General features: G+C 60.7%; 20 protein-coding genes. 12 read left to right on the top strand and 8 right to left on the bottom strand.

Translation table 11 applies throughout. The features are described from left to right. The first annotated feature begins 57 nt into the window (after positions 1–57). On the top strand, positions 58–1086 hold the full coding sequence (locus AC5I5B_RS10615; protein ID WP_060724872.1) for an LLM class flavin-dependent oxidoreductase: 1029 nt from the start codon (positions 58–60) through the stop codon (positions 1084–1086). Positions 1087–1169: 83 nt separating this feature from the next. Here AC5I5B_RS10615 and AC5I5B_RS10610 read toward each other — a convergent pair whose 3' ends face one another. Then, positions 1170–2477: an NtaA/DmoA family FMN-dependent monooxygenase gene (locus tag AC5I5B_RS10610; RefSeq protein ID WP_020813150.1), complete on the bottom strand. Its 1308-nt coding sequence runs from the start codon at positions 2475–2477 to the stop codon at positions 1170–1172. A gap of 356 nt (positions 2478–2833) precedes the next feature. Between AC5I5B_RS10610 and AC5I5B_RS10605 the strand changes: the two genes are divergently transcribed. The 8 genes from AC5I5B_RS10605 (at position 2834) to AC5I5B_RS10570 (ending at position 12700) form a co-directional block, all read left to right on the top strand. Then, positions 2834–3901: an ABC transporter substrate-binding protein gene (locus AC5I5B_RS10605; RefSeq protein WP_111833870.1), complete on the top strand. Its 1068-nt coding sequence runs from the start codon at positions 2834–2836 to the stop codon at positions 3899–3901. Positions 3902–3908: 7 nt separating this feature from the next. After that, positions 3909–4805, top strand: coding sequence for an NmrA family NAD(P)-binding protein (locus AC5I5B_RS10600; protein WP_111833869.1), 897 nt, complete (start codon positions 3909–3911; stop codon positions 4803–4805). Then, positions 4796–5980, top strand: coding sequence for an LLM class flavin-dependent oxidoreductase (locus AC5I5B_RS10595; RefSeq protein WP_111833868.1), 1185 nt, complete (start codon positions 4796–4798; stop codon positions 5978–5980). The genes AC5I5B_RS10600 and AC5I5B_RS10595 overlap by 10 nt, the downstream gene beginning before the upstream one ends. Positions 5981–6071: 91 nt before the next feature. After that, the gene (locus AC5I5B_RS10590; protein ID WP_112293274.1) at positions 6072–7271 is read left to right on the top strand and encodes a M20 aminoacylase family protein; all 1200 of its coding nucleotides are present in this window, start codon (positions 6072–6074) and stop codon (positions 7269–7271) included. A gap of 35 nt (positions 7272–7306) precedes the next feature. After that, the gene (locus tag AC5I5B_RS10585; protein ID WP_060724867.1) at positions 7307–8896 is read left to right on the top strand and encodes an ABC transporter substrate-binding protein; all 1590 of its coding nucleotides are present in this window, start codon (positions 7307–7309) and stop codon (positions 8894–8896) included. Between the two features lie 419 nt (positions 8897–9315). Further along, positions 9316–9666, top strand: a complete 351-nt coding sequence (locus AC5I5B_RS10580) for a DUF3088 domain-containing protein (protein WP_003506929.1) — start codon at positions 9316–9318, stop codon at positions 9664–9666. A 40-nt stretch (positions 9667–9706) separates the two neighbouring features. Continuing rightward, entirely contained in the window at positions 9707–11302 is a 1596-nt protein-coding gene (locus tag AC5I5B_RS10575) for an ABC transporter substrate-binding protein (protein WP_003506927.1), read from the top strand. A gap of 45 nt (positions 11303–11347) precedes the next feature. Next, entirely contained in the window at positions 11348–12700 is a 1353-nt protein-coding gene (locus AC5I5B_RS10570; RefSeq protein ID WP_020813158.1) for an LLM class flavin-dependent oxidoreductase, read from the top strand. Between the two features lie 16 nt (positions 12701–12716). Here AC5I5B_RS10570 and AC5I5B_RS10565 read toward each other — a convergent pair whose 3' ends face one another. The 7 genes from AC5I5B_RS10565 to AC5I5B_RS10535 all read right to left on the bottom strand — a co-directional run bounded on the left by AC5I5B_RS10565 (position 12717) and on the right by AC5I5B_RS10535 (position 19999). Beyond that, a complete protein-coding gene (locus AC5I5B_RS10565; RefSeq protein ID WP_080864820.1) occupies positions 12717–13688 on the bottom strand; it encodes a LysR substrate-binding domain-containing protein in 972 nt (323 codons plus the stop codon). 37 nt (positions 13689–13725) lie between these two features. Next, entirely contained in the window at positions 13726–14964 is a 1239-nt protein-coding gene (locus AC5I5B_RS10560) for an acyl-CoA dehydrogenase family protein (protein ID WP_129566199.1), read from the bottom strand. Between the two features lie 71 nt (positions 14965–15035). Then, a complete protein-coding gene (locus tag AC5I5B_RS10555) occupies positions 15036–16091 on the bottom strand; it encodes an aldo/keto reductase (protein ID WP_060724862.1) in 1056 nt (351 codons plus the stop codon). 18 nt (positions 16092–16109) lie between these two features. Then, positions 16110–17045: an ABC transporter ATP-binding protein gene (locus tag AC5I5B_RS10550; RefSeq protein ID WP_003506918.1), complete on the bottom strand. Its 936-nt coding sequence runs from the start codon at positions 17043–17045 to the stop codon at positions 16110–16112. After that, positions 17023–18021 carry an ABC transporter ATP-binding protein gene (locus tag AC5I5B_RS10545; RefSeq protein ID WP_111833862.1) on the bottom strand — a complete coding sequence of 333 codons (999 nt, stop codon included), beginning with the start codon at positions 18019–18021 and terminating at the stop codon, positions 17023–17025. The genes AC5I5B_RS10550 and AC5I5B_RS10545 overlap by 23 nt, the downstream gene beginning before the upstream one ends. After that, entirely contained in the window at positions 18018–19013 is a 996-nt protein-coding gene (locus AC5I5B_RS10540; RefSeq protein ID WP_111791662.1) for an ABC transporter permease, read from the bottom strand. The genes AC5I5B_RS10545 and AC5I5B_RS10540 overlap by 4 nt, the downstream gene beginning before the upstream one ends. Next, positions 19010–19999: an ABC transporter permease gene (locus AC5I5B_RS10535; protein ID WP_020808993.1), complete on the bottom strand. Its 990-nt coding sequence runs from the start codon at positions 19997–19999 to the stop codon at positions 19010–19012. The genes AC5I5B_RS10540 and AC5I5B_RS10535 overlap by 4 nt, the downstream gene beginning before the upstream one ends. A 271-nt stretch (positions 20000–20270) precedes the next feature. On the opposite strand from AC5I5B_RS10535, the gene AC5I5B_RS10530 reads away from it, so the two are divergent. The 3 genes from AC5I5B_RS10530 to AC5I5B_RS10520 all read left to right on the top strand — a co-directional run bounded on the left by AC5I5B_RS10530 (position 20271) and on the right by AC5I5B_RS10520 (position 24195). Further along, a complete protein-coding gene (locus AC5I5B_RS10530; protein ID WP_020808992.1) occupies positions 20271–21878 on the top strand; it encodes an ABC transporter substrate-binding protein in 1608 nt (535 codons plus the stop codon). A 110-nt stretch (positions 21879–21988) separates the two neighbouring features. Next, positions 21989–23020 (top strand): ABC transporter substrate-binding protein, encoded by a 1032-nt coding sequence (locus AC5I5B_RS10525; RefSeq protein ID WP_111833929.1) that lies wholly within the window; start codon positions 21989–21991, stop codon positions 23018–23020. Continuing rightward, entirely contained in the window at positions 23017–24195 is a 1179-nt protein-coding gene (locus tag AC5I5B_RS10520; protein ID WP_111833861.1) for an acyl-CoA dehydrogenase family protein, read from the top strand. The genes AC5I5B_RS10525 and AC5I5B_RS10520 overlap by 4 nt, the downstream gene beginning before the upstream one ends. Positions 24196–24244 lie beyond the last annotated feature (49 nt).

Here is a 24244-nt window from a genome sequence, read left to right as displayed (position 1 = left end):
CAAGGATGGCTGCGTCTGCGCCGCTGAGCTTCAACACTCGTTTCCGGATGCACAACCATGCCCCTTTCCCATATCTCCCACTTTGCTTTTCTCGTGCCCGGCAATTATCAGGACGACGATCCGGCGCAGGGGCTGGAAGAAACCCTGCAGCTTTTTGAAGCCGGGGAGGCGCTGGGGTATCACAGCGCCTGGGTTCGCCAGCGCCACCTGGAACGGGGCGTTTCCTCGGCGGCCACTTTTCTTGCAGCGGCATCGCAGCGCACTAAGCGGATCGGATTAGGCACCGCCGTCATTCAGCTTGGTTACGAAAATCCCTTCAGGCTGGCGGAAGATCTGGCCACCGTGGATGTGCTGTCGCGTGGGCGGCTGAATGTCGGGGTTTCCGTGGGCGCACCGCCCTTCGCCCATCTGATTTCGGATTATGTCGATACGGTTCCCGATGCGGATTACAGCCATGCCCGCGCCGAAAAGCTGGCGAGGGCTCTGAGATCGGAACCGCTGTCCAGCGAGACGGAAGCGGGCAATGCGGCCGGTGCGCAGGTGCCGCGCCTGCGGCCCGTCGCCGAAGGGTTGTCGGATCGGTTATGGTATGGCGGCGGATCTCAGAATTCCGCCCGCTGGGCGGGCAAGGCAGGGTTCAATCTTCTGACGGGCAATATCGTCAGCGGTGAAAATACCGATGATTTTCTGATTGCGCAGGCTGCTCTCGTTGCCCGCTTCCGGCAGGAATGGGCGCATGAGCGTCAACCGCGTGTTGCTCTCGGGCGCGTGATCCTGCCGACGGATAGCGCCAGCCCCGCGACCCGCCGCCGTTACGAGGAATTCGCCGCCGAGCGCGACAAGCGTACGACCACGGCGCATGGCGCGCGCCGCACGCTTTTCCTGCCCGATATCGTTGGGACGACGGACGAAATTCTGGAGAAACTGTCGCGCGATCCCGTTCTGCCGCTCGTCTCGGAGTTCCGTCTTGAACTACCCTATGAGTTCCAGCCGGAAGATTATCGCCAGATCGTCACGGATTTCGCTTCCGTCCTGCCGCAGCTTTCCGGCGGGCGGCCCGTTTTGAAAGTGGTGACCGGCCAATAATATTTCCCGTTCCCGCCACTCCCGCTTCCAGCGGGAAGCGGCGATAGATGGACGTGTGGCGCTTTACCTGCGCCACATCCTATTCAGTCGGGATAGGGCAGGCCATAGCGGTCGCGTATTGTCGCGCCTTCGTATTCGCGCGGGTAAACACCGCGATCCTGCAGCACCGGCACGACCTTTTCGACAAATTCAGCAATATCGTCTGGCGCGCGCGGCGGCTGCAGGGTGTAGCCGTCCACCGTGCCATCCTGCCAGAGATCGATAATGCCATCCGCCACATCTTCTGGCGTGCCGAGTAGCAACCGGTGGTGTCCCTCCGAACGGCGTACGGCCTCGCGGGCTGTGAGCTTTTCGTGGGTCAAAAGGTCGGAAAGGCCAAGCCCCATGCCCACCGCCCACTGCCGGTTCTGGTCCGGGATGAAACGCTCTGCATCGAGCTTTGCATCGGGATCAAAATCGCGGGGATCAATGCCGTTTTCCCTGGCGAAACGCGCCAGCAGCCCGTCTTCCGAACCGGCTCCACTGTATAGCTCGTGTTTGCGCAACGCTTCCTCCCGGGTCTCGCCGAGAATGACAACGAGGCCGGGAACGATGCGGATGCCGGAGGGATCGCGGCCGAGGGAGGCAGCGCGGTCGCGGACCTTTTTGCCGAAGGCCTGGCCCGCCGGCCGGGACAATATGTTGCAATAGATGATCTCGCCATGGCGTGCGGCGAGATCGATGCCACCTTCGGAGGCGCCGGCCTGCGCGATGACGGGATGCCCCTGTGGTCCGCGCGGAACATTGAGCGGCCCTTTTACATGGAAATATTGCCCCTCGTGATCGATGGTTTCGGCCGTCGCCGCATCCCAGAAACGCTCTTCCGGCACCTCGCCTTCGCGGCGCGGATCCCAGCTCGACCAGAGTTTTTTTGCAACATCGAGAAATTCGGTGGCCTTGGCATATCTCTCGTTGCGCGGCGGCAGCGGGTCGTTGCCGAAATTGGCGGCGACATTGGGATTGAAGGAGGAGACGATGTTGACGATCAGCCGTCCGCCGGTGACGAGATCGATGGATTGGGTCCGTCTGGCAAAGTTATAGGGCGAGTTATAGGTGGAGGATATCGTTGCCACAAAGCCGATATCCGGCACCTGCGCGGCAAGCGATGTGGAGAGAATGAGCGGATCGATGGTGTGAAACGGCCGGCTTGCCGGGTCGGTCAGCAATGCGGGATGGTCGGAAAGGAAAACGGCGTCAAAACGGCCCTTGTGGGCCAGTTCCGTCAGCCGCCGGTAATATCCGATCTCGTTGATGTCGTGCCGATCTCCGCTCCGGTATTTCCAGGCGTTGGCGAGGTATCCGGTCGTGTTGATGCCGACATTGAGATTGAGCCGGCGTTTGGTCTTGCTCATGCTTTTACTTTTTCTTCTCGGTCTGCTGGGATTTCCGGCCACGGCCGGTGCAATTGCATGAAAGCGTAACAGCCGGGGTTCGGCCCGCGAGTTAAAAATCCTTGCTGCTCGGAGAAGAAAAACTTTCATCAGTACGGCAGCCAAGCTGCAGTGGACTTAAAGAGCGGATAGAGTCCGGGCGATGATCCGACCCGAAATCCGGCCACCATCGAAAGGATATTCCGTCATCCCGGTGAAGACGTGACAAGATGGAAACGAATTTCCTCAATCGCACCTGAAATAGTACACTTTATCTATAGAAAATATCTCACGACGTGTAGCGTGCCGTTCAGATCGCAATTTCGAGGACGAACGCCATGGCTGATGCCGCCCTTCGCCAGGTAACCCAACCCGTAACCGTGTGGTATACACGCTGCCCGGCGCCCACCCCGCTTTCCATCGCGGCGCAACTCGGCTGGATTGAGGACAGTTTCGCCACCCATGGCATCTCCGTTTCCTCCATTCGTGATGCGGCCGACCCGGCCATTCGCCAGAGCCATTTCGACCATCGTCTGGACTGGTCCTTCCGTCAGGGCGGCAATATCCCGCCGATCTGGGCGAAATCCGGTGGCCGGAAAACCCGGCTGGTGGGGCTGACGAGAACCGATGAGTTCCAGGCCGTCATTGCCTTGCCCGCAAGCGGGATAAGCAAGGGCAGCGACCTGAAGGGGCGGCGCATCGGTTTGCCGAAGCGCCCGAACGAAACCATCGATTTCCAGCGCGCCACATCGCTCAAGGGCATCGTGTCGGCGCTGACGGTCTCGGGTCTCTCCGTCGCGGAGGTCGAGCTTGTCGATCTCACGGCTAAAGAACCGGTGTTGCTCGGCCCAGCGGATGAGCGGTTTCACGGTCTGCGCCGGCGGCTTCCCTATGGCGAAGAAATTGCAGCGCTGCACCGGGGCCAGATCGACGCGTTTTTCGTCAAGGGAGCGGAAGGCGTCACCGTCGCCAATCTCATCGGCGCGCAGGTCGTGGTGTCGACGGGGTTTCACCCCGATCCGAAAATCCGCATCAACAACGGCACCCCGCGTCCCTTAACGGTGGACGCCACCTTTGCCGATGAGCGGCCCGATCTGGTGGCGGAACTGGTGGCTACGGTTCAGCGTGTCGCCCAATGGGCAAATGACAATCGGGCCGAAGCCGTGCGTTTCATCGCCCGCGAGATCGGCGTCAGCGAGGAGGCGGTTCTGGCTGCGAATGGGGCGGATGTGCATCGCAATCTGAGGCTTGATCTCGATCCGACCGAGCTGGATGCGCTCAGCCACTTCAAGGATTTCCTGCTGGAATGGAAATTCATCCCCGAAGATTTCGACGCGCAGGAATGGGCTGATCCACGCGCCCTTTCTTTACTGCAAGACGCCACGCAACACAGCGCCGGAAAGTGAGGGAGCCATGGCATCCACCATTCTTGTGACAGGTGCAACCGGCAAGCTCGGGCAACGGGTCGTCAGCCGTCTTTTGCAAAATCACGCAGAGGTTCGCGTGCTGACCCGCCGGCGAGAAGATGCGCTGAAGCTCTGGGGCGACAGGGTCGATATTTCGGAAGGCAATTTTTCCGATCCTGCCAGCCTGAAAGAAGCTGTGCGGGGAATAGACCGGTTGTTCCTGCTTTCCCCCATCGGAGAGACGCTGGCGGCGGACCAGAAGGCGGTCATCGATGCCGCTCTTTCCGCCGGTGTGTCGCGGATCGTGAAAATATCCGGTTCCGACTGGACCATTAAAAATGCCGCACGCTCCATTTCGGGGGCGGCCCATGCAGAGGTGGAACAGCATCTGGCCGCAAGCGGCATCGCGCATGCGGTGCTGCGGCCGAACGCCTGGATGCAGGTTGCGCTGGAGCCCGTTGTCGCCGCGCTGCGCAAGGGGGAGGATGTGCCCGCCCGCTTTGGCGATGCGGCCGTCTCCTTCATTGATGCCGATGATATTGCCGATGTCGCCGTTCACGCCCTGACATCAAGCGCGCCGGTTTCCGGTACTTTTGTGCTGACTGGCGGCGAAGCCCTGACGGCGCTGGAAATCGCCCGCATCGCGGCGCGTATCCTGCATCGCCCTGTCGGGATTTCCCATCATGCCGCCCCGGCCCTTCCGCCCCATCTCGGTGCGTTTGAACAGACGGCGATCGGTGAATTCGGAGAGCTCATCCGCGAAGGTCTCGCCGCATCGGTCACCGATACCATCCACCAGATTACGGACCGGCTGCCCCGCGGCGTCGAAGATTATCTGCGCGCCCGGCTGGCGGCGACCGCCCCGCAGGGCGGCAATTCCGAGGGAGAAAAGACATGGCGCTGACTGTTCCATTGCCCGAAGGTCCCGAGCTGAAAGGTCTTGAACTGAAAAGCCCGGCCGATTTCGACGACAGCCCGCTCAGCCGCGCGGCGAAGCAGCCGCTGATGCTGGGCCTGTTCCTCAATCTGCAGGACATCAATTTCTCCAGCCTGCCGACCAGCAACAGCTGGACCTTCGATTACAACGTCGAACTGGTGAAGCGTGCGGAAGAGCTTGGTTTCGAAATTGCTTTCAGCCGAACGCAATGGCTGCCCAAGGGTGGTTATGATGGCGAATCCTCGCTCGACAGCTTCATTGCGCTCGGCGCCATGGCGGCGGTCACGAAGAGCATTTTGCTGATCTCCACCATCCATGTGCTCTATGGGCCTCTGCATCCGCTGCATCTCGCCAAATATGGCGCGACGCTGGATCACATTGCCAAAGGACGATGGGGCATCAACATCGTCACCGGCCACCGCGCCGTTGAGCATGAAATGTTCGGCTGGCAGCGCATCGACCATGACAAGCGTTACGATATGGCCGGAGAATTGTTCGATGTGCTTCATCGCCTGTGGGGCGAAACAGAAAACTTCTCCTATGAAGGCAAGCTCAATCCCTGGGCGATCAACAATGGCTGGATCACGCCGAAGCCCGCCTTTGGCCGCCCGCCGCTGGTGACGGCGACCGGTTCGCCCGCTGGTATCGATTTCGCCGCCCGTCATTCCGATCTGGTTTTCGTCACCTCGCCAGGTGGTGCGCATATAGACAGTGCGCTCGAAACGCTTCCCGATCATGTCGCCACCGTCAAGAACCGCGCCAAAGCCTATGGCCGGCAGGTGAAGACGATCATCAATCCGATCATCGTCAGCCGCGACACGAAGAAGGAAGCGATAGCCTATGCCGATGCCATCGAGGCCGGAAAACCGCAGCCCGGCACCCGCGCCTTCGCCACCAATAATTATGACAGCGATGCCCATGCCTGGCGCGGACGCGGCGATGCGCGCCACAAGCAGGGGCGCAATCTCGGCGGTAATATCGAAATCATCGGTTCGCCCGAGCAGGTGGTCGAGCAGCTTGTCGGTCTGAAAAAGGCAGGGATCGATGGCGTTCAGCTCAATTTCTACGATTTCCGCGAAGACCTCGACTATTTCGCCGAGCGCATTCTGCCCTTGATGAAGGAGGCTGGCCTGAGGCTCTGACGTCTTTCCAGCCCTGATTTTCCATATCCGAAGCCAACCCTTCGCAATCGCCCGATTGCGAAAACGATATTTTTTGCCCTGAGGAGATACCGTGAATATCGCCGTCGATCCCATCAAAACGCCTGCTCCTAAAATCCTTGATCGGATCGGGACTTATGTTCCCGAACTTGTCTCCATCCGCCACGATCTGCACCAGCATCCCGAAATCGGTTTCGAGGAGGTGCGCACTTCCGGCATCGTCGCCGAAAAGCTCGCTTCCTGGGGCATCGAGGTCCATCGCGGTTATGGCAAGACCGGTGTGGTCGGTGTGTTGCGCGGCCGGCATGCAGGCAACCGCTCCATCGGGCTGCGGGCCGATATGGATGCCCTGCCGATGCCGGAGGAAACCGGTCTGCCCTATGCGTCCGTCTATCCCGGAAAGTTCCACGGCTGCGGGCATGATGTGCACACCACCATCCTGCTCGGCACCGCCCGCTATCTGGCGGAAACCCGGGATTTTGCCGGTACGGTGGTGTTCATTTTCCAGCCGGCCGAGGAAGGGCTGGGCGGCGCACGCGCCATGATTGCCGACGGGCTGTTCAAGGATTTTCCCGTTGACGAGATTTACGGGCTGCACAATTCCACCCATGCCGCGCCCAATCACCTGAAGGTTTCGCCGGGCACCATTCTGGCAGGAGCGGATTTCTTCGATATCCGGTTGAAGGGCAGGGGCGCTCACGCTGCGCATCCCGATGTCTCTCGCGACCCGGTTCCGGCGACGGGCGAACTGATCCAGGCGCTGCAGACCATTGTCAGCCGAAACGTGTCGCCGACCGATCCCGCCGTGTTGTCGATCACGCGTATCGAGGCGGGATCAGCCTATAATGTCATTCCCGAAACGGCGGCGATTGCCGGGACGGTGCGGGCCTTCTCCGACAGCGTGCGCGAAACCATAAGGCAGCGCATCCGCACCATCTCGGATCACGTTGCTGCCGCCCATGGCCTTACCGCCGAGGTGGAGATTCGCGACATATTCTCGGTCCTGACCAATGATGACGCATCGGTGGATATCGTCGCCGGCGTGGCGCGCGAGGTTTTGGGAGATGAGCGCGTTTCCACGGAACCCGGCCGCTTCATGGGCAGCGAGGATTTCGCCGATCTCCTGAAACACGCACCCGGCGCATTTTTCACCCTCGGTCATTCCGGCACCGTGCCCGCCCATAATCCTGGTTTTATCGTTGACGACGACATCCTGCCCGTCGGCGCCACCTTGTTTGCCCGGCTGGTGGAGACCCGGCTGAGGGCTGCCTGAAAATTTTAAAAACAAGTCTGCAAGAGGAAACATCCATGGATATTACAAGACGTAAGACATTGCTTCTGAGTGCTGCCCTTGCCGGGGCCATGCTCCTGCCGTCCTTGCCGGTGCTGGCGGCGGAAACGCCGAAGAAAGGCGGGATCGTTACCCTTGCAGGCCTTGGCGAGCCGACGACGCTGGTGCCGCTTTCCGATTCCAACACACGAACCCGCGCCATCTCCACGAAAATCCTCGAAGGATTGGTACGGTTCGACAGCGAGTTCAAACCGCATCCGGTTCTGGCCGAAAGCTGGGAAACATCAGCCGATGGGCTGCGCTACACTTTCAAGCTGCGCAAGGGCGTCAAATGGCATGATGGCAAGGATTTCACGTCGCAGGACGTCAAATTTTCCCTGCTGGCCTTCAAGAAGGTTGGCCCGCGCGGACGCATCACCTTTGCCAATGTTGCCGATATCGAAACGCCCGATCCACTGACGGCCGTGGTGGTGCTTTCCAAACCCGCACCCTATCTCTTGAGGGCGCTGACGGGCGGCGAAACGCCCATTCTGCCGGCTCATGCCTATACCTCGGAAAAATACAATGAGAGCCCGAACGGCAACGCGCCTGTCGGCACCGGCCCCTTCGTGTTTGAGGAATGGAAACGCGGCAGCTATGTGAAGCTGAAGAAGAACCCGAATTACTGGCAGGCCGATCTGCCCTATCTCGACGGTTTCGTGGCGCGCTTCGTCGCCGATGCGGCCTCCACCACCATTTCGGTCGAAACCGGTGAGGCGGATTACACCGCCGATGTCTCCTACAGCGATCTGGAGCGGTTGCGGCAGAATCCGAAACTTGCGGTGGAGGTCTATACCGACGCCTATCTCAACAACGCCGCCATATTCGAGTTCAATCTGGAGAACCCGATCCTCGCGAAGAAGGAAGTCCGGCAGGCACTGGCCCATGCCGTTGATCGCGATTTCATCAACGATGCCATCTTTTTCGGAACGGCCAAACCAGCCGGTTCAAACATCCCGGCGGTCTTCACTGCCTATAATGACGAAAAGCCCTTCACCTATCCCTTTGATCTCGCCAAAGCGAATGAGTTGCTGGACAAGGCCGGTTATCCGAAGGGCGCGGATGGCACCCGCTTTTCGCTGCGGCTTGCCTTCCTGCCGTCAGACGTCTTCCGCAAGACCTCCGAATATCTGCGTTCATCCTTCGGCAAACTGGGCGTGAAGGTGGATATCGTCGAAGGCGATCTCGCCACCTTCATTAAGCGCGTTTATACGGAGCGCGGTTTTGACCTGACGGTGAACGGCATCAGCCGGCTGTTCGATCCGACGGCGGGCGTGCAGCGCCTCTACTGGTCCGATGGCATCAAGAACCCCGCTCCCTATGTCAACGCCGCCCACTACAACAACCCCAAGGTGGATGATCTCTTCCGTGCTGCTGCCATCGAGGTCGATGAAACGAAGCGGGCCGGGCAGTTTCACGACATCCAGAAAATCACCGGGGACGATCTGCCGAATTTCTCGATCGTCGCCCTGCCGACAGTCATTTTACGCAACACCAGTCTGCAGTCCCTCGTGACGACCATCGACATTGCCTATGGGGATCTGGCGACGGCCTGGAAGAAGGAGTGAGCGTTTTCATCCAAACTCCGTCACCCCGGACTGGATCCGGGATCCAGCCCGCTCAAGTCCTTGATCGCGAGAGACTTTCTTCACGGCACAGATGCGCCGTGGCTGGAGGCCGGGTCAAGCCCGGCGTGACGGAAGAGGGGGTCTGCGATCATCAACATTAACCCGGCAATTCTGCCGGGTTTTTTATTGTCGAAATTCGCCCTCCATCCTTTTTGCGCCTTCGCGCGGCACGCCCGTTTTCGAGAAAAACTTTGCGCATGAAACATGTCGGCCGAAACGGCGATGTCACCAGTGGAAATTTCGAAAAAATAAGTTTCATCAATAATTTAGCGCAAAGGAATTCTTCGTCTCAAAGCAAGAATTGCTTTCTGGACCCACGCTTTGGCCGCCTGCACTGTGCGCTGGAAATCTCACCGCAAATGATGGACGCCATGGCCAAGGATACGCTTTTTTTGATTGCCCCCGGTTTTGAGGACCCAAAGCACCCCGGTGTCCGCTTCGTCTGCCCGCATTGTAACCAGATCGAAGGTCTGCTTGCCGCCTTTCCGGATCTTGCCGCCGGCATCGATATCCACCGAGTCGATTTTCAGCGCCCGCGCGAGGCGGTCATCGCCGCCGTGGGTGAGGAAAACCAGTCGCTGCCGCTGCTCATCTTTGCTGGGGATGCACCCGGTGACGCGACCGCAAGGGGCGACACGCACTTCATTCAGGACACCAAACGTATTTTGCAAATCCTCGCCGAGCGCCACGGGTTCCCGCAGCTGCATTAAGCTGCCGCACCTCGCATATCGGATTTTTTCGGAGACAGACATGACCTTTTCCCGACGCCAGTTTCATAAAATTGCACTTGCCGCCGGCGCATTCGTGGCGCTTCCGGGCGGTTCTTTTGCCGCCGCCGAAGAGCCGGTTTCGGGCGGCACACTCAAGATTGTTTATTTTCCCGAGCCGACCCAGCTTGTGGCCATCAATACGAGCGCGGGCGGCCCGCAATTCATCGGCTCGAAGATCTATGACGGGCTTCTGACCTATGACTACGAGCTTTCGCCCAAGCCGAGCCTTGCCAGGGAATGGAGCGTTTCGGCCGACGGGCTGGAATATGTCTTTCACCTGCAGCCAAAGGCGAAATTCCATGATGGCAAACCGGTGACATCGGCGGATGTGGCATTTTCCATCCTGCGGCTGAAGGAGGCCCATCCGCGTGGCCGGGCGACTTTCGCAAATGTCGAGAGCGTCGATACCTCCGATCCGCTTGTTGCGAAGGTGAAACTTTCCAAGCCGGCGCCGGGTCTGATCACGGCGCTCGCCTCCTCGGAATCGCCTGTTGTGCCGAAGCACATCTTCGAGACCTTCAAACCGACTGATAATCCGAAGCCGGCGCAGATCATCGGTAGCGGTCCCTTCGTGCTGAAGGAATGGGTGCCGGGCAGCCATATTCTGCTGGAGAAAAATGCCGATTACTGGGATGCACCGCGCCCTTATCTCGACCGCGTCATCATCCGCCTCATCAATGATGCGGGCGCACGCGCGGCGGCGCTGGAAACCGGGGAAGGCGACATTGGCCCCAACCCGGTGGCTCTTGCCGATCTGGAACGGCTGAAATCCATCCCGACGCTGAAAGTGGATGACCGCATCTATGCCTATGCCGGCCAGCAGAACCAGCTGGTGATCAATCTTGAGAACGAATATCTGAAGGAATTGAAGGTCAGGCAGGCGATTGCCCATGCCATTGATGTTCCGGCGCTCATCGATACCGTGCTTTACGGTTATGCCGTGCCGTCGCCGACGCCGATCAGCCCCGGCCTTGCGAAGTTCCACAATTCCGATATCGGTTTTGCCAAATTCGATATAGCGCTGGCGGAAAAATTGCTGGATGAGGCAGGCTTTCCGCGCAAGGACGGCGGCAAGCGCTTCAAGCTCAGGGTCACCACCAACCCGTTCAATCCGCAGACCTATTCGGATTTCATCGCGCAGGCGCTGTCGAAGATTGGCATCGAGGCGGATATCCAGAAGTTCGATTTCGGCACCTATGTGAAGGTCGTTTATACCGACCGCGCCTGGGATCTTTCGGTGGAATCCCTCTCCAATACCTTCGATCCGACGGCCGGCGTGCAGCGTGTCTACTGGAGCAAGAATTTCAAGATCGGCCTGCCGTTCTCGAATGCCAGCCATTACGCCAATCCGGAAGTCGACCGGCTGCTGGAAGCGGCGGCGGTGGAGCCTGACATCGAGAAGCGCGCCGCCTTCTTCAAGGAATTTCAGGCCGTTGTCGCCAAGGATCTTCCCGTCATCAATCTGGTCTCACCCATCCAGCCGGTCGTCGGCAGCGTTCGCATCAAGGATTATGCGACCGGGGCGGAGGGGCTGAGCGGCAATCTCGCCAAGGCCTGGGTGACGAAGGAGGCGTGAGCCTCCTCACCTTTCGGTTCGTAGAGCGAAGAAGAGGTCATTTCCATGAGCAGAAAATCCGAAAAGCTGGTTCTCAATGCGTTCATCTATCCGGGCGGACATCATGAGGCGGCCTGGCGGCATCCGGACTCGGAGCCCCACCGCGTCACCGACATAAAGCTCTATCAGGATATTGCCCGCAAGGCCGAGGCAGCAAAGCTGGACGCCATCTTCTTTGCCGATGCGCCGGTGCTGGACGCCAATATCCGCTATGCCGCCCGCCACCGGCTGGAGCCTATCACCATGCTTTCGGCTCTCGCCGCCGTCACGGAAAAAATCGGCTTCATCGCCACGGCGTCCACTACCTATTATGAGCCGTATAATCTCGCCCGGCTGTTCGCTTCGGTCGATCATATCAGCGGCGGCCGCGTGGGCTGGAACATCGTGACGACTTCGGCCGATGCTGCGGCCGGCAACTTTAACCTCCAGAAGCACCCGCCGCATGCCGATCGATACCGTCAGGCCATTGAATTTGTCGACGTGGTAACGAAGCTCTGGGATAGCTGGGAAGATGACGCCATCGTCGCAGACAAGGAGAGCGGTCTGTTTGCCGAGACCGACCGCATCCATCCCGCCAATCACGACGGCGAATTTTACCGGGTGCGCGGCGCGCTGAACGTGCCCCGTTCACCGCAGGGACGGCCGGTTTACGTGCAGGCCGGCTCTTCGGAGGAAGGGCGCGGCTTTGCCGCCCATTATGCCGAAGCGATCTTTACCGCGCATCAGACTCTGGAGAGTGCGCGGTCTTTTTACTCCGATATCAAGCGGCGGGTTGCAGCCACCGGGCGTAACCCCGCCCATGTGAAAATCCTGCCGGGCATCAGCCCCTTCATCGCCTCCACGGAAGAGGAGGCGCGCAAGCTGGAGGCTTCGTTCAACGATCTCATCCAGCCGGCCTTTTCGCTCAAGCAATTGCAGCGCATCACCGGCATCGATCTCTCATCCGCCGATCTCGACAAGCCTTTGCCGAAAGAGGCAGTCGAGTCGACGCGGGCGCAGGCGGATAGCAGCCGCCATCAACTGGTTCTCGACGTCATCGACAGGGAGAACCCGACGATCCGGCAATTGCTGCACCGGCTTGCCGGCGGACGCGGGCACAAGGTGATTTCCGGAACGCCGGAACAGGTGGCGGATTGGATAGAAACCTGGTTCCGTGAGGGCGCGGCCGACGGCTTCAACATCATGCCGCCCTGGCTGAACGGCGGGTTCGATATCTTCGTGGACGAGGTGGTTCCGATCCTGAAACGGCGTGGTCTGTTCCGCGAGGAATATGAGGGTGATACGCTGCGTGACCACTATGGCCTGCCCCGACCGGAGAACATTTACGCGGCCAGAGAGTTGCAAAGGGAACGCGCCTGAGGTGGGACGGGCGTGTTCAGGCGGCGGCCTCAAGAGAGTGCATATCCTCGCGCAACAAAGCGAGTAGAGATGCAACCTCCGGCAGCCGCCGCCTGTCAGGACTGGTCAACAGGTGATAACGGCTGGCGGTCGGCTGTGGCGCGCCGAAGGGGGCGATCAGGCGCCCGGTTTTCAGGCCTTCGGAAATCAGCGAGTGACGCACAAGACCGATGCCGTGGCCGGAGGAGATCGCTTCTATCAGTGCGGTCTGGCGTGAAAAACGCGGACCCGTCGCCGACAGCCGGAGTGGAATGCGGCAGGCGCGAAGCCAGTTTGCCCATTCGAATGCCGGGTCCAGACCATTGCCGCGCAGCATCGCAAAACCGAGATCCCGCAATCGCTCCGGTTCGCCTGCAAGCCCATGGCGGGCTGCGAAGTCCGGAGTACAGACGGCGCTGACCGTGTCGGTGAAAAGTGGCTCATGGATGAAACCCGGAATTTGCGCAGAAGTAGCGACGATCGCGCAATCGGCGTCGAAATGGGTGAGGTCGATGGTTTCACCATCAAGGGATTCGATGGAAAGCTCGACGTCTCCCAGCGCCGGAACGATATTTCCCAGCCGCGGTGCCAGCCAGCGGGCGGCAAAGCAGCCCTCGGCCAGAACCTTCAGCTGCGGTCGGGCGTTCGAAACCATCAGGTCGGAAAGGCTGCCGATCATGGTCTCGAAGGCATCCGCAAGGCCGGGATAAAGCGCGCTGCCGGCATCAGTCAGCAGCAACTCTCCGCGCTGGCGGCTGAAAAGCGGCTGGCCGAGATGGGTTTCGAGAATGCGGACCTGCTGGCCGATGGCAGCGGTTGATACATGCAGTTCCTCCGCCGCCCGCGAGAAGCTGGCGTGGCGGGCGGCCACGACAAAGGCGCGCAAGGCCGTCAGCGGCGGCAGCCGGGAAAGTGTCGGCAGGCGAAAAGCCGTCCGGCTCCCGGCGGGAGCGACAAACTCCGTTCTCATTGCTGTTTCTCCTTTGCCGCCTGGACCTCCGGCATGGTCAGAATACCCGGCCTTCCCTAAGGTGCGTCGTGGTGCCGTTGAGGTAATAATCACCGATGACACGCGCCTTGTGGGCAAGCGGGTTGTGGTTGTAGACGGTGCGGATGTTGCGCCAGTGGCGATCGAAATTCCGATCGCTTGACGTCGCCGAGCCGCCGCCAAGTTCGTAGAGATTGGTGGCGACCGTCAGCGAAAGCTGCGAGGCGATGATCTGGGTGCGGGCGGTGGCGAGCGAGCCTTCCAGCAGGGCTGCCTCTATGGCCTCTTCGTCGCCGGTGGCAAACGCGATGGCGCTGCGGTCGAGCGTTCTGGCCGCTTCACGTATCAGGGTCTTGACGGCGAAAGCGCCGGCGCTGATTTCCCCGAGCATCTTCTGCACGAAGGGATCCTGATTGGCTGTTTCCGCGCTGCTGTGGAGCGTGGTGCGCGCCTGCCGCAAGACATAATCGACGCCGTCCTTGAGCGCGCCCTGAACGGCGCCGGCGGCGGAGGCGGCAAGGTGCAGCTGCCGCATGGCCGAGCTGTGGCGGCCGATCTGGCTGCCGAGCTTGCGGGCCGTCAGCTCATGCGGCAGCACTTCGACATTTTCCAGCAGGACGCCGCCGCTTGCCGTCATGCGCTGGCCCATGCTGTCCCAGTCGTCGAGAATGGTGATGCCGGCGCGATCGAGCGGAATGAGCACGCCGATCGGCTGGCCGTCGTCACCGATGGCGCTGAAGGTGCCGAAATCGGCAAAGGCCGTGCCGGTCGCATACCATTTGCGGCCGTTAAGGCGATAACGCTCACCATCGGCGCTGAGACGCGTGGTGATTTCGCCGGGGCGCTTGGTGCCCTGTTCGGTGCTGGCGCCCGCGAAGAGCTTGCCGGCGAGGACATGTTCGAGATGCCGCCGGTCCTCCAGTTCGATGGGGGAGAGAGCGAGGTTCTCGGTGAAATTGAAATGGCTGCGAAGTGCGTGCGGAATATTGCTGTCGGCTTCGCCAAGGATCATCAGCACCTCGATGTAGTCCGAAATCGAGCCGCCCGGGCCGCCCTTGGCTTCGGGAACGCGCAGCGTGCCGATCTTCGCCTCCTTGATAAGGGCGAAGATGTCGAAGGGAAGTTCCCGCTGGCGTTCGCGACGGGCGGCATCCTTTGCCGCAATAGCCGCAATGTCCTTTGCCCGGGCCAGAATCTCGTCCCGGCTCGGCACGCCGGCATTGTCGGTGGTGGTTGTCTGCAGTTTCGGATTGGACATTGCGGTTTTCCCTGAGCGGATGTGAAGGCCTGCGGCGCGGTCGCGCCGCAGGCATTTGTACTTCTGGACGATCAGGCGACCGCGCGCGGCTTGAGCGCCGGGCGGTGTGCCGGTTCGAGATTGCGCGGCACGCGGCCTTCGACGGGGTGGCTCGGATCGTTGAAGCCCGGCGTCGAGGGATGGCCTGTCGTGACGAGGCTATCGATAAGCGCCTCATCTTCCGCATCGATCTTCACATCGAGCGCACGGACGTAACCGTCCCAATGCTCCTCGGTGCGCGGGCCGGTGATCGCGGCGGTGACGAACTTGTTGTTCAGCACCCAGGCGAGCGCAAAATCCGCCGCCGAAACGCCCTTCGATGCGGCATGGGCCGCGACCTTCTGGGCGATTTCGACCGATTCCGGACGCCATTCCGTTTCCAGAACACGCTTGTCGCCACGGCCGACGCGGGTATCGGCGCCCGGCTGTTCGCCCGGCTGATATTTGCCTGTCAGCACGCCGCGTGCGAGCGGTGAATAGGACACCACGCCAAGGCCATAATGGTTGGCGGCCGGCAGCTGTTCGGCTTCCGCCGTGCGGTTGACGATATTGTAGAGCGGCTGGCTGGCAACGGGCCGGTCGATGCCGAGCTGGTCGGCCAGATGCGAAATTTCAGCGATGCGCCAGCCGCGGAAATTCGACACGCCGAAGTAACGCAGCTTGCCTGCATGGATGAGATCGGCGATGGCGCGCACCGGCTCTTCCAGCGGCGCATCGAAGACGGCGCGGTGGAAATAGAGGATATCGATATAGTCGGTGTTGAGACGGCGCAGCGAATTCTCGACGGTCTCGATCACCCACTTCCGGGAATGCCCACCGAGGTTGGGGCCCTTGGTGTGGGAATTGACGAATTTCGTTGCCAGAACCCAGTGATCGCGATTGGCCTTGATGCCGCGGCCGACGACTTCTTCCGACTTGCCGTCGTGATAGACATCAGCTGTGTCGATGAAGTTGATGCCCTGCTCGCGCGCCTTGTCGATGATGCGGAAGGCCACGTCATCCGGCGTCGGGCCTCCGAACATCATCGTGCCGAGGCTCAGCGGTGACACTTTCAGCGCGCTGCGTCCGAGATAGCGATAGTCGACCATTATGGTTGCTCCTTCAGTTTATTGGGCATGGTGGCAGGCCACGGCGTGGTTCTTGCCGAAGAGGGTGTAATCCGGCGCTTTTTCGCGACAGAGATCGGTGGCGAGCGGGCAGCGGGTGTGAAACCGGCAGCCGGATGGCGGATCGTGCGGGCTCGGCAGATCGCCGGAAATGGGGGCTGCCTGCTTGCGGCGCGCGGGATCGGGAACGGCTGCGAGAAGCGCGCGGGTATAGGGGTGTTTGGGTGAGGCCCAGAGTTCCGATGTCGGTGCGCTTTCCACGATCTTGCCAAGATACATGACCAGCACGCGGTCGGAGAAATAACGCACCACGGACAGATCGTGGGAAACGAAGAGATAGGAGAGCGAAAGCCGCTTCTTCATCTCCACCAGAAGGTTGAGAATCTGCGCCTGTATCGACAGATCGAGCGCTGAAACCGGCTCGTCGCAGACCACCAGTTCCGGTTCCAGAACCAGCGCGCGGGCAATGCCGATGCGCTGGCGCTGGCCGCCGGAAAATTCATGCGGATACCGGTCGAGCGAATCCGCCGGCAGACCGACCTGCGTGACGATGGCTTCGACGATTTCCCGCTGGCGCGCCCGGTCTCCGATACCGTGCACCTTCAGCGGCCCGGTCAGAATGGTGCGCACGGTCTGGCGCGGGTTGAGCGAGGCGAAGGGGTCCTGAAAGATCATCTGGATGCGGCGGCGGATGCCGCGCAGTTCGGACGATGTCATTGCCGTGACGTCGGCGCCCTTGAAGGTGATCCGGCCGGAAGATGGCTCAACCAGACGCATCAGCGACTTGCCGAGCGAAGACTTGCCGCAGCCGGATTCGCCCACCAGCGCGACGGTTTCGCCAGCCTCGATATCGAGCGAGACGTCATCGACGGCGCGCACGGTGCCGCGCCCTCCCGAATAGTGGGTGGACAGGCTATGCACTGACAAGAGCGCCATCGGGCACCTCCTGGGATGTGGGAGCAACGAAGGGGCAGGCAGCGTAACGGCCTTCCGAAACCTGCCTCAGCGGCGGTACGAATTGCCCGCAAAAGCCGCGGGCGCTCGGACAGCGCGGTCGGAAGGCGCAGCCGCGTTCCCCCGTGGCGGAAACGATGGAGCCTGGAATTTCAATGAGCGGCCCATCGCGATAATGCTGGCCGTCTTCCGCGCGCGGCGAGGCGGCAAGCAGGCCGCGCGTATAGGGATGGTAGGGATTGGAGAAAACCGGTTCCGGCAATCCCTCTTCCACCTTGCGGCCGGCATACATGACCATCACCCGGTCCGCCCATTGCGCCACGATGCCGAGATCGTGGGTGATGAGAATGACGGCCATGTTGAGATCGCGGCGCAGATTGTCGAGCAGTTGCAGGATTTGCGCCTGTATCGTCACGTCGAGCGCCGTCGTTGCCTCGTCGGCGATCAGCAGTTTCGGATTGCAGGCGACGCCGATGGCGATCATGACACGCTGGCGCATGCCGCCGGAAAGCTGGTGCGGATAATCATCCACACGGCGGGGGGCATCGGGAATATTGACCAGTTCCAGAAGCTCGATGGCACGTTTGCGCGCCTGGTGCCGGTCGATCTTTTCGTGGATGCGCAGTACCTCGATGATCTGCTCGCCGACCGTCAAAACCGGGTTCAGTGAGGTCATCGGCTCCTGAAAGATCATGCCGATATCGCGGCCGCGAATGCCGCGCCATTGCCGCTCGGAAAGCGGTAGCAGCTCGCGGCCTTCGAGCAGAACCCGCCCGCCGGTCTTGGCGTGTGATGGCAGGAGGCCGATCAGGCCGAGCGCTGTCAGGGATTTACCGGAGCCGCTTTCGCCGACGATTGCCAGCATCTCGCCCGGGCTGACATCGAAACTGACGCCTTTGACAGGCTGGGCCGAGCCGAAGCTGACGGACAGATCATGGACTTCAATCAGTTTGCTCATCGGCGTTCCTCCGAAAAGCGGGGGTTGAGCGCATCGTTGAGACCGTCGCTGATGAGGTTCAGCGAAATGACGGTGAAGACGATGGCAAGGCCGGGAAGGGCGGTCAGGTACCAGGCGGTGCGGATGACATCGCGGCCGGACCCGATCATCGATCCCCAGGAGACGCGGTTGGGATCGCCAAGCCCCATGAAGGAAAGGGCTGCTTCCATGAGGATTGCACCCGCCACCATGACGGAGGAAGTGACGATAATAGGCGGCAGCGCGTTGGGCAGGATTTCCTGAAAGACGATCCGCGCATGGCCGTAACCGAGGCTGCGGGCGGCGAGCACATAGTCCTTTTCGCGGATGGCGCGGAATTCCGCGCGGGTAAGGCGTGCCACCAGCGGCCATGTGATGATGCCGATAGCCGATGTGACCGTGGTGACGGAGGGCTGGGCGATGGCGACGAGCACGACGAGCAGCACGAAGTTCGGCAGGGTCTGGAAGATTTCGATCAGCTTCACGAGAATATCGTCGATGACGCCACCGAAATAACCGGCGAAGGCGCCGACGGCGATGCCGATGGTGAGCCCGATCAACGTCGCCACGACGCCGACGGTGAGCGAGATACGCGCGCCATGCACGATGCCGGCCAGAACATCCCGGCCCATGGAATCGGTGCCGAGCGGATAGGCGGCATTCTGGCCGGGCCAGAGGAACGGGCGGGCCACCATTTCCAAGGGATCACCGGGATAGATCAAGGGGGCGATCAGTGCGGTGATGATGACGGTGGCGAGAAACAGCAGGCCGACGATGGCGTTGGGATTGGTGAGGAAAATCTTCAGTTCCCGCCGCAGGCCGCGCCGCGGCACGGAGACGGAGCGGGCCGAAAGCGCATCCGGTGCGTGGATATAGGGCCAGACCTTTTCTTCCGGCTTTTTCGGTTTGGGATTGGTCTCTCCAGTGCCGAGTTCGGCCGTGTCGAGAACCGCTGACGTATGGGAGGAATTCATCGGCTTTCTCCGATGCGGGGATCAAGCCATGCCTGCAACAGGTCCACGGCCGCATTGACGATGATGACGACGAGGGAAGAGAGGAGCAGAATGCCGAGCAGCACGCTGAAATCGCGCGCCATGACGGCTTCGAAAGCTAGACGGCCAAGGCCGGGCCAGCTGAAGACGGTTTCAACCACGACAGCGCCGCCGAGCAGGCCGCCAATGTGCATGCCGGCCATGGTGGTGATGGGGATGAGCGCGTTGCGCAGGATATGGCGTGTGGTGAGCCTGATCGGCGAAACGCCCTTGGCGCGGGCCGTGCGCACATAATCCTGCGATTTCACTTCCAGCATCGCCGCGCGGGTGAGGCGGGCATAGATCGCCAGAAAATAAAGCGCCAGCGAAAGGGCGGGAAGAACGATGTAACGTAACCGGTCCAGCAGGGCGGAAAAACCGGTGAGGCTGCTGCCGATGGTGCTGTCGCCGCCCGAGGGAAGCCAGCCGAGCTTCACCGAAAAGGTCAGGATCAGCATCAGGCCGATCCAGAAGCCCGGCACGGAATAAAAGATCAGCGAGCCGATGGAAATGATCCGGTCCGGCAGCTTGCCTGAGAAAAGCGCCATGATGGAGCCGAGGAACACGCCCACGAAAATTGCTATGCCAAGCGCTGCTCCCATCAGCGCAAGCGTACCGGGCAGTCGCTGGCCGATGAGATCAGCAACCGGCATACCGTAACGGGGCGAAAAGCCGAGGCTGAACTGCGCGAGATTGCCGAGATAATTCATCAGCTGGTGCAGAACCGGCAGGTCCAGTCCGAAACGATTGCGGATTTCCGCCATGGTCTCGACCGTCGCCGAACCCGCTTCCGCGGCCAGCACATCGGCGGCATCGCCCGGCGCCAGCTGCAGCAGGAAAAAGTTCAGGATGACGATACCGAGAACCGTCGGAATGGCCTGAATGGCCACCCGCCTCGCCTGCGATAAAATCCTTTTCGAATTCGACATCGGCTCCAGTCCGTAAGCGTGAAATCAGGAAATCGGCCCCGCTGGGGCGTTGGTATTAGTTGACTAATTTTATGGAATTTGTCAAAGAGTAATAGAATTATTTTCTGAAATTTACGAAAATAAGCGCAATAAAGAAAAGATAATTCCTATTTATGAGAACGACTGGTTCTTCATGCCAAGCTCGCTCTCGTCTGCGGAACAAACTTCTTCCTAAGCGCAACTGTTGAGATTTGTCGGTTTTTCGCCGGTTCAATCAAGGAGAGGGTATCGCATGACTGTTTTCAACCAGACGACGCGGCGTGGATTTCTGCTGGCGTCGGTGGCGCTTGGCGTGGTGTCATTGCCGGGGCTGAAGCTAGAGGCTGCAGAGCCGGCCCGTGGCGGCACGGCCACGCTGCTGATCTCGTCAGAGCCGCCGGTGCTGACGACGATCGCGCACACGGCTTATAATTCCGTCTATATATCGCCCAAGGTCACAGAAGGGCTGCTGACCTATGGTTTCGATCTCAATCCCAAACCGCTGCTGGCCAAATCATGGGACGTGAGCGCAGATGGTCTTCGTTATACCTTCAAGCTGAGGCCCGGCGTGAAATGGCATGACGGCAAGCCCTTCACTTCCGCCGATGTGGCATTCTCCATAAACACCATCAAGGAAGTGCATCCGCGCGGCCGCAATACATTCCTGAACCTCACTGCTGTCGAGACGCCGGACGAGCTGACGGCGGTTCTGGTTCTTTCCAAACCCGCGCCGTACCTCATAACGGCGCTCGCGGCGGCCGAAACGCCAATCGTGCCGAAACATCTTTATGAGGGTACGAAGGTTACCGAAAACCCGGTCAATCTCGCGCCTGTGGGCACCGGCCCGTTCAAGTTCAAGGAGTGGGTGCGCGGCAGCCATATCGTTTTCGAGCGCAATGCCGATTATTGGGATGCGCCGCGCCCCTATCTCGACAAGCTCATCGTCCGCTTCATTCCTGACGCTTCTGCCCGCGCGATTGCCATAGAAACCGGCGAGATCGATCTCGCCCCCAGCACGCCGGTCGCCTATAGCGATCTCGACCGTCTCAAAGAACTGCCGAGCCTCGGCTTTGAGACCAACGGCTATCAATATACCAACTCGATCAGCCGCGTGGAATTCAACCTCGAAAAGGACGTATTCAAGGACGTGCGCGTTCGCCGCGCCTTCGCGCATGTGATTGACCGCAACGTCATCTTCAACACGGTCAATTACGGTTATGGCGCGACGATCACCGGCCCGATCAATCCGAAGCTGACGAAATGGTTCGTGGATGATCTGAAGACCTATCCGATCGATCTGAAGGCGGCGGAAGCGCTGCTGGATGAGGCCGGATACAAGCGCGGCGCGGATGGCATCCGTTTCAAGCTCAATCTGGATTACGTGCCGAGCACCGAAGCCTATCCGCGTGGTGCGGACTATATTCGCCAGGCGCTGGCGAAGGTCGGCGTGGATGTGACGGTGCGGACGCAGGATTTCGCCACCTATACCAAGCGCATCTACACGGATCGCGATTTCGATTTTGCCTATGAGGGCATGAGTAATCTCTTCGATCCGACCGTCGGCGTGCAGCGGCTTTACTGGTCCAAGAACTTCAAGAAGGGCGTGCCTTTCTCCAATGGCGCGGCTTACAGCAATCCCAAGGTGGATGCGCTTCTCGAAGCCGCCGCCATCGAGATTGATCCGGACAAGCGCGTCGCGCAATGGAAGGAAATCCAGCAGATCCTGGTTGAAGACGTGCCGGCCATCGACATCGTCGCGGCACCTGAGATTACCATCTTCAACAAGCGCATTTCCGATCACACCATCGGCGCAGAAGGCGTGGCGGGAAGCCTCGCTTTCGCGCATATCGCCGCATCCTGATCGTCTCGCCAAACCCGGCTCGCCCTTTGGTGCGGGCCGGGATGTCCCTTCAGTCGACAGGCGCCGCAGCATCGCTTTCCGGTGCCATCGTTTTCATCGAGGCCAAAGCCATGAGCACGAAACTTTCTGAAATCTGGTACACACGCTGCCCGGTGCCCACCCCAGTAGGGCTGGCGGCACAGCTCGGTTATCTTTCGCAGACCTTCGAGGAGGTCGGCATAGCGCTGAAATCCATCATCGATTCGCCTGACCGTTCCGTTCGCCAGAGCCATTTCAACCACACGCTGGAATGGTCGTTCCGCCACGGCGGCAATGTACCTCCCATCCGCGCCCGCTCGGAAGGGCGCAATACGCGTCTCATCGGGGTTACCTGGACGGACGAGTTTCAGGCAATCATCACCCTGCCGGAAACCGGTATCCGTTCGCTTGCCGATCTCGTCGGCCGCCGTTTCGGTGTGCCGCGCCGGCCGGAGGGCATCGTTGATTTCATGCGCGCGACGGCGCTGAAGGGTATCGTCTCGGCGCTTTCGCTGGAAGGGCTGAAGGTCGAGGATGTCGAGCTCAAGGATATTGTCATCAAGGATTCGGTGCTAGCCTCGCAGGAAGGGCCGTCGCTGTTCGGCCTGAAGCGCCGGCAATCCTTCGGCGAGGAAATCATCGCGCTGCTGCGTGGCGAGGTCGATGCGATTTTCATCAAGGGAACGGCCGGCATTGCCGCCGCGAACCTGATCGGTGCGGTGCAGGTGGCGGAGTTCGGTTTTCATGCCGATCCGAAAATACGCATCAATTCCGGTTCGCCCCGGGTGCTGACGGTCGACGGACGGCTTGCCGATGAGCGCCCCGATCTGGTGGAGCGGCTGGTTGACGCCATCGCCAGGGCCTCTCTCTGGGCGGAGCAACATCCGGAAGAAACGCGCCGTTTCATCGCGCGCGAGGCCGGCGCGACGGAGGAACAGGTTCTGGCTGCCAACGGAGCTGAGGTTCACCGTCATCTTGGTCTCGGCCTCGATGCCGATCTTGTTGGCGCTGTCGGCCATTACAAAGACTTCCTGCACCAATGGGGCTTCCTTGAAAACGACTTCGATCTTGGCGACTGGATTGACGATCGTTTCGTCACGGCAAATGAAAGGGCGGTGGCATGAGCGTTGCACTTTCCGCCGTTGCGAACACGCCGGCGCAGCGGCCCGATCCCGTTGCCATCGCAACCGCGCTGGCCGGGGATTTCAGCCTGACGGCTGCGGACCACGACAAGAGCGGCGAATTCGCCGCCGGTAATTTCGAGGCGCTTTTCAAATCAGGCCTGCTTGGTCTCGTCACGGCTGAAAAGGATGGCGGCTGGGGCGAGGGTATGGAAACGGCCCATGCCGTCATTACGGCCATCGCCAAGGGCGATCCGTCGACCGCTCTCATTCTCGCCATGCACTACAGCGTTCATGCCGCGATCCGGCGTGGCAAGTGGCCGGCAGCACTTGCTGCAAAGGTACTGGCCGCCAATAGCACGGAGCCGGCGCTTTTGAACAATGCGCAGGCGGAGCCGGGTGTCGGTTCGCCGGCCCATGGCGGCCTGCCGGAAACGACGGCGCGGATCGAGGGCGATGTCTGGGTGGTCAATGGCCGCAAGAGCTTCGTCACCGGCCTGCCGGGTCTGAAATGGGCGATCGTGCTTGCCGTGACGATGGAAGAGACGCCGCGCCTCGTCCAGCTTCTGGTGCCGCTCGATGCGGCTGGTATCGCCGAGGAAAAAGCGTGGGAAGCGACCGGCATGTACGCCACCGCCAGCCATGATCTGGTGCTGGAAGAGGTGAAGGTGCCGCTTGCCGACGTCGTTGCCGAACAGCCGGCGGATGAGCCGCTGCGGCGCGATGAGGCAGATGGTTATAATTTCTTCGTGCTGCTGGCTTCCGTCTACCACGGTGTCGCGCTTTCGGCGCGGGACGATCTGTTGAGCCATCTGAACGGCCATGTTCCGGCAAGCCTTGGCGCACCCCTGTCCTCCATTCCTCGGATTCAGGAAGGTCTCGGCCAGATCGAGGTGCTGCTGGCGGCGAACCGGCGCCTCCTTCTCTCCGTCGCCCGCGACGTCGATGCGGGCGAGAGGGTGGGAACCGATGCGCTCGCCGTTCGCCATGTGGTGATCGACAATGCGGTGGCGGTGACGGATCTGGCGCTGGAGCTTGGCGGCAATCGCGGCCTGCGCCGGGACTACAACCTTGAACGCCATCACCGCGATGCCATCACGGCAAGGGCACATGCGCCGCAGAGCCATATGATCCGTACGATTCTTGGCCGTCAGAGCATCAAGGCGGCGGGTGGCTGATCAATGAAGCAACAGGGCGGCCTTGTCTGGGGCGGGCCGCCCATGTTCA

It is taken from the genome of Agrobacterium sp., from assembly GCF_059499945.1.
Note: the sequence above shows the minus strand (reverse complement) of the source record. Positions and strands in the feature narration are given on the sequence as shown.

Coding starts and splice junctions, on each gene's coding strand:
- AC5I5B_RS10605 (WP_111833870.1), top strand. CDS start 2,834: ATGGCTGATGCCGCCCTTCGCCAGGTAACCCAACCCGTAACCGTGTGG.
- AC5I5B_RS10525 (WP_111833929.1), top strand. CDS start 21,989: ATGAGCACGAAACTTTCTGAAATCTGGTACACACGCTGCCCGGTGCCC.
- AC5I5B_RS10555 (WP_060724862.1), bottom strand. CDS start 16,091: ATGGTCGACTATCGCTATCTCGGACGCAGCGCGCTGAAAGTGTCACCG.
- AC5I5B_RS10585 (WP_060724867.1), top strand. CDS start 7,307: ATGGATATTACAAGACGTAAGACATTGCTTCTGAGTGCTGCCCTTGCC.
- AC5I5B_RS10545 (WP_111833862.1), bottom strand. CDS start 18,021: ATGAGCAAACTGATTGAAGTCCATGATCTGTCCGTCAGCTTCGGCTCG.
- AC5I5B_RS10565 (WP_080864820.1), bottom strand. CDS start 13,688: ATGAGAACGGAGTTTGTCGCTCCCGCCGGGAGCCGGACGGCTTTTCGC.
- AC5I5B_RS10570 (WP_020813158.1), top strand. CDS start 11,348: ATGAGCAGAAAATCCGAAAAGCTGGTTCTCAATGCGTTCATCTATCCG.
- AC5I5B_RS10615 (WP_060724872.1), top strand. CDS start 58: ATGCCCCTTTCCCATATCTCCCACTTTGCTTTTCTCGTGCCCGGCAAT.
- AC5I5B_RS10580 (WP_003506929.1), top strand. CDS start 9,316: ATGATGGACGCCATGGCCAAGGATACGCTTTTTTTGATTGCCCCCGGT.
- AC5I5B_RS10560 (WP_129566199.1), bottom strand. CDS start 14,964: ATGTCCAATCCGAAACTGCAGACAACCACCACCGACAATGCCGGCGTG.
- AC5I5B_RS10530 (WP_020808992.1), top strand. CDS start 20,271: ATGACTGTTTTCAACCAGACGACGCGGCGTGGATTTCTGCTGGCGTCG.
- AC5I5B_RS10595 (WP_111833868.1), top strand. CDS start 4,796: ATGGCGCTGACTGTTCCATTGCCCGAAGGTCCCGAGCTGAAAGGTCTT.
- AC5I5B_RS10600 (WP_111833869.1), top strand. CDS start 3,909: ATGGCATCCACCATTCTTGTGACAGGTGCAACCGGCAAGCTCGGGCAA.
- AC5I5B_RS10540 (WP_111791662.1), bottom strand. CDS start 19,013: ATGAATTCCTCCCATACGTCAGCGGTTCTCGACACGGCCGAACTCGGC.
- AC5I5B_RS10550 (WP_003506918.1), bottom strand. CDS start 17,045: ATGGCGCTCTTGTCAGTGCATAGCCTGTCCACCCACTATTCGGGAGGG.
- AC5I5B_RS10520 (WP_111833861.1), top strand. CDS start 23,017: ATGAGCGTTGCACTTTCCGCCGTTGCGAACACGCCGGCGCAGCGGCCC.
- AC5I5B_RS10535 (WP_020808993.1), bottom strand. CDS start 19,999: ATGTCGAATTCGAAAAGGATTTTATCGCAGGCGAGGCGGGTGGCCATT.
- AC5I5B_RS10575 (WP_003506927.1), top strand. CDS start 9,707: ATGACCTTTTCCCGACGCCAGTTTCATAAAATTGCACTTGCCGCCGGC.
- AC5I5B_RS10610 (WP_020813150.1), bottom strand. CDS start 2,477: ATGAGCAAGACCAAACGCCGGCTCAATCTCAATGTCGGCATCAACACG.